4 protein-coding genes and 1 pseudogene are annotated in these 4315 nt (G+C 63.9%); 2 read left to right on the top strand and 3 right to left on the bottom strand.

Going from position 1 to position 4315, the window contains the following annotated elements:
- Together EOA22_RS25605 and EOA22_RS25600 are read left to right on the top strand one after the other, a co-directional pair.
- Positions 1-711 (top strand): DUF6596 domain-containing protein (locus EOA22_RS25605; RefSeq protein ID WP_348629505.1); only part of this gene is annotated, 711 nt, incomplete at its 5' end.
- A gap of 185 nt (positions 712-896) precedes the next feature.
- Positions 897-2411 carry an aldehyde dehydrogenase family protein gene (locus EOA22_RS25600; protein ID WP_027161453.1) on the top strand — a complete coding sequence of 505 codons (1515 nt, stop codon included), beginning with the start codon at positions 897-899 and terminating at the stop codon, positions 2409-2411.
- Between the two features lie 62 nt (positions 2412-2473).
- On the opposite strand, the gene EOA22_RS25595 is transcribed toward EOA22_RS25600, so the two are convergent.
- The 3 genes and pseudogenes from EOA22_RS25595 to EOA22_RS25585 form a co-directional block, all read right to left on the bottom strand.
- Complete coding sequence (locus EOA22_RS25595) at positions 2474-3334, bottom strand: hypothetical protein (protein WP_024502664.1); 861 nt, start codon at positions 3332-3334, stop codon at positions 2474-2476.
- 387 nt (positions 3335-3721) lie between these two features.
- Complete coding sequence (locus tag EOA22_RS25590; protein ID WP_063168906.1) at positions 3722-4054, bottom strand: hypothetical protein; 333 nt, start codon at positions 4052-4054, stop codon at positions 3722-3724.
- Between the two features lie 62 nt (positions 4055-4116).
- Positions 4117-4315: pseudogene (locus EOA22_RS25585) on the bottom strand (EEP domain-containing protein); the annotation flags it as partial.

Here is a 4315-nt window from a genome sequence, read left to right as displayed (position 1 = left end):
GGCATGGTCTACCTGGTCTTCAACGAGGCCTATTCGACCAACAGCGGCGAGGCGCCGGCCCGCGCGCCGCTGTGCGAGGAGGCGATCCGGCTGGCACGGCTGTTGCTGCGGCTGTTCCAGACGGAGCCGGAGATCATGGGGCTGACGGCGCTGTTGCTTCTGCAGCATGCGCGCGCACCGGCCCGTTTCGACGAGAGCGGCGAGATCGTGCTGCTCGAAGACCAGGATCGCAGCCTGTGGAGCCGCAAGATGATCGATGAGGGGCTGGCACTGGTCGACAAGGCGCTGCGCCATCGCAAGCCCGGCCCTTACCAGGTGCAGGCGGCGATTGCCGCGCTGCATGCGCGGGCCGAAAAGGCCGAGGATACGGACTGGAACGAGATCGACCTGCTCTACCGCTTGCTGGAGCAGATGCAGCCGTCGCCGGTGGTCACGCTCAACCGGGCCGTCGCGGTCTCGAAGGTGCGTGGACCGGGGGAGGCGCTGGCCATGATCGAGCCGCTGGAAGAACGGCTTTCCGGCTATTTCCACTTTTTCGGGCTCAAGGGGGGCCTCTTGATGCAGCTCGACCGGGGCGACGAGGCGCGCGTCGCCTTCGACCGCGCCATAGCGCTTGCGAACACGGCGGCAGAGGCTGCCCATATCCGCATGCATATCGACCGGTTGATCAAGGACGGTGCGGTGCGCCCGCCGGCGAAAAAGGCAAACTGAGCGTCACCTCCCCATCTGGCTCAATCGTGTAGTTTGGGCTTGGACCATGCCGGGGTGGCGATTTTCCCCTGAAACGAGTAATGCCACGCCATGACTGCGCCTGAAGTGCCTTTCGGCACACGGGCGACACGGCGAAGGCTTAACCCAGCGCCATATGATGGCGACGGGATCTGAAAGGGACAAGAATGACGATAGGCAAGGAAACGACCGAACTGCTGGCGAAACTGGGCGTGGCCAAGGAAGCGCTCGTCGGCGGCGACCTGATCGTGCGCAGCCCGGTGACGGGCGAGCAGATCGCGGCGCTGAAGACGATCTCGCCGGCTGACGCGGCCAAGGTGATCGATGCCGCGCACAAGGCCTTCCAGGCCTGGCGCATGGTGCCGGGCCCGCGGCGTGGCGAACTGGTGCGGCTGCTCGGCGAGGAACTGCGCGCGCACAAGGCCGAGCTTGGCCGGCTGGTGTCGATCGAGGTCGGCAAGATCCCGTCCGAGGGGCTCGGCGAAGTGCAGGAGATGATCGACATCTGCGATTTCGCCGTAGGCCTCTCCCGGCAATTGTACGGCCTGACCATCGCCACCGAGCGCCCGGGCCATCGGATGATGGAAACCTGGCATCCGCTCGGCGTCGTCGGCGTCATTTCCGCCTTCAATTTCCCGGTCGCGGTGTGGTCCTGGAATGCCGCCCTGGCGCTGGTCTGCGGCGACGCGGTGGTGTGGAAGCCGTCGGAAAAGACGCCGCTGACCGCACTTGCCTGCGAGGCCATCTTCAAGCGTGCGGTCAAGCGCTTCGGCGCGGACGCACCTGATGGCCTGGCGCCGGTGCTGATCGGCGACCGCGCCGTCGGCGAGATCCTGGTCGATCACCCCAAAGTGCCGTTGGTTTCGGCGACCGGCTCGACCCGCATGGGCCGCGACGTCGGCCCGCGGCTGGCCAAGCGCTTTGCCCGCGCAGTGCTCGAACTCGGTGGCAACAATGCCGGCATCGTCTGCCCGAGCGCCGATCTCGACATGGCGCTGCGCGCGATTGCCTTTGGAGCGATGGGCACGGCCGGCCAGCGCTGCACGACGCTGCGGCGCCTGTTCGTGCATGACAGCGTCTACGACGCCCTGGTTCCGCGCCTCAAGAAGGCTTACGAGAGTGTGTCTGTCGGCAATCCGCTGGAGACCTCCTCGCTGGTCGGGCCACTGATCGACAAGGCGGCATACGAGGCCATGCAGAAGGCGCTGAAGGAAGCCGCCGCCCATGGCGGCAAGGTGACCGGCGGCACGCGGGTCGAGAACGGGCACCCGGATGCCTATTACGTGCACCCGGCGCTGGTCGAGATGCCCAAGCAGGTGGCCCCTGTCACGGAAGAGACCTTCGCGCCGATCCTCTATGTGATGAAATATTCGGATTTCGACGCCGTGCTCGACGAGCACAATGCCGTGGGCGCAGGCCTGTCGTCGTCGATCTTCACCCGCGACCTGCAGGAATCCGAGCGTTTCCTGGGTGTCGACGGATCGGATTGCGGCATTGCCAATGTCAACATCGGTACGTCGGGCGCCGAGATCGGCGGTGCCTTTGGCGGCGAAAAGGAAACCGGCGGCGGCCGCGAGAGCGGCTCCGACGCATGGAAGGCCTATATGCGGCGCGCCACCAACACGGTGAACTATTCCAAGGCGCTGCCGCTCGCCCAGGGCGTGTCGTTCGACATCGACTGAGAACTTCGGGATTTTGATCGCCCGCATTGAAAGGCATCCCCGTTACGGGGATGCCGCACCGATCAGCTTCCAGCCGGCGGAAAACAGGCATTGAAAGCGGTGTCGACGATGGCCAGTTTGGCCGCCTGGACTGTCATGTATTCCTGGTAGAATGTATTCGACACCCACATCACCGAATGGCCGCGCTGGCCGAGCCAGCCGATGCTGCCGAGATTCTCGGCAGCGCGCAGCTTGCGGGCCAGATGGGTCCGCGAGAGCTTGAGCCATTTGGCGAAATCTCCGATCGAAACCACGCTGGTCGGAATCTGGTCCAGGCCGGCGTGATCGGGGTCGATGCCCGACATCAGCCAGTCCATGACGATGCCGCCATTGTTGAGCCAGATGAACAGCGAAAAGGTCTGGTTGGGTTCGCGCACCGGCTTGGAGGCAAGCAGGCCGTCCGCCACCAGAGGCTGCAGCCCGGCAACCATCTCGGGGTGTTCGAGGAACCTGGCCAAGCGGTCAGCGCCGTCGAGGCGATCCAGCGTCCGCAGATGGGCAAGGACCCAGCCGGTAAAGGTCTGCACGGTTGCCGCCGTCGGCTGCAAAGGGTGCGTACGGCCGTCGCCACCCGACACATACTCGGCGATGTGGTAGTGCAGCATCTCCTTGATGAAAGCGTCCGCCGTGTTGCGGCTGGCGACCGCATGCTGGTGCACGAACTCGATGAACCGCGATACCGTCAGTTCCTTGCGGCGGTCGTGCGGATCGCGCCTGAAATGCATGGCGAGGCCGACATGACCCATTAGCCAACGCTGCTGCGTGGCGAAAATGGAAGCCAGGCGAGGGCTCTCCTCATAGATTCGGATCAGCGCCAGGGACTGTTCCTGAACGTAGCGATGCAACGCCGGATGGCCGGCAATATCTTCCAATTTCAGCGCCATCCTCCTGGTGTTCCGGTTCAACTCCAAAAGCCGAGTTGCGCTCCACATTTTTCAGCCTTCCACGGCTGTGTCCAGAGGCACCAAATGCGAAGAGCAAGCCCAACCCGAACACGGGTCGGGCAACGACCGGTCCATGGTGGGATCGGCTAGCCGATTGCCATGCCCTGGGAAGCGCGCCGGTGATCTGCGGCTTGACGAGGATGGTGGAGAGTGAGTTACCGGGCCAAGCGCAATCGCGACAAGATCAGCCAGGTAATCCAGCTGCGCGAACCGCGCCGCGCGTCAGTCGTCTGCAAGGCGTTTCCAACTGGTCCATGGCGGCATCTCTCGCCCCCCAATACGCGACCAACCGGCCGGCTTTCGCCGGCTGGTTGGTACGGATCGGGATCAGCCGCAGACGCGAACCTCTTCGATCACCCTGTGGTGGTGGCGCCAGTGCTTGACCAGTTCGATATGGCAGCGATGATGCCTGTGGTGGCGGCGATATTCGCCGTACCGGTATTCGCCATCGTCATACTGAACGTTCCGGTCGCCATCATACTGATTGTCGTAATAGCGATCCCGGTGGTGACGGCGAATAACGATCCCACTGTCGGAATCGTCGTCCGGCAAATATCGATCGTCGTCGGACTGGATGGTCACGCTTGCCGCTCGCGTCGGCGCAGTGATCGCCGCTGTCGCGGCCAATGCCAACAGGGAAGCCAGAATCAACTTCTTCATCTCGTCCTCCTACACGTTCAAGACATGGTAACTCGCGGAAGAACTGGGCGTTCCGACTAATTTTACACTCTTTGCGACGCGGGAGACATCAAGGCGTTATCGTCCACCCGCTCCAGGCGCACGAAAGCTGTCAGCGGCAGGTGGTCGGAGGCAACGCGTGAAAGCGGCGTGTCATGCGCGTCGATGGCGGCAATCATGCCATGCCGGTTGGCCATGATCCGGTCGAGCGCCAGCAGCGGCAGGGTCGGCGGGAAGGTGGGG

The organism is Mesorhizobium sp. M7A.F.Ca.US.014.04.1.1 (assembly GCF_003998745.1).
Classification (GTDB): Bacteria; Pseudomonadota; Alphaproteobacteria; order Rhizobiales; family Rhizobiaceae; genus Mesorhizobium; species Mesorhizobium ciceri.
Note: the sequence above shows the minus strand (reverse complement) of the source record. Positions and strands in the feature narration are given on the sequence as shown.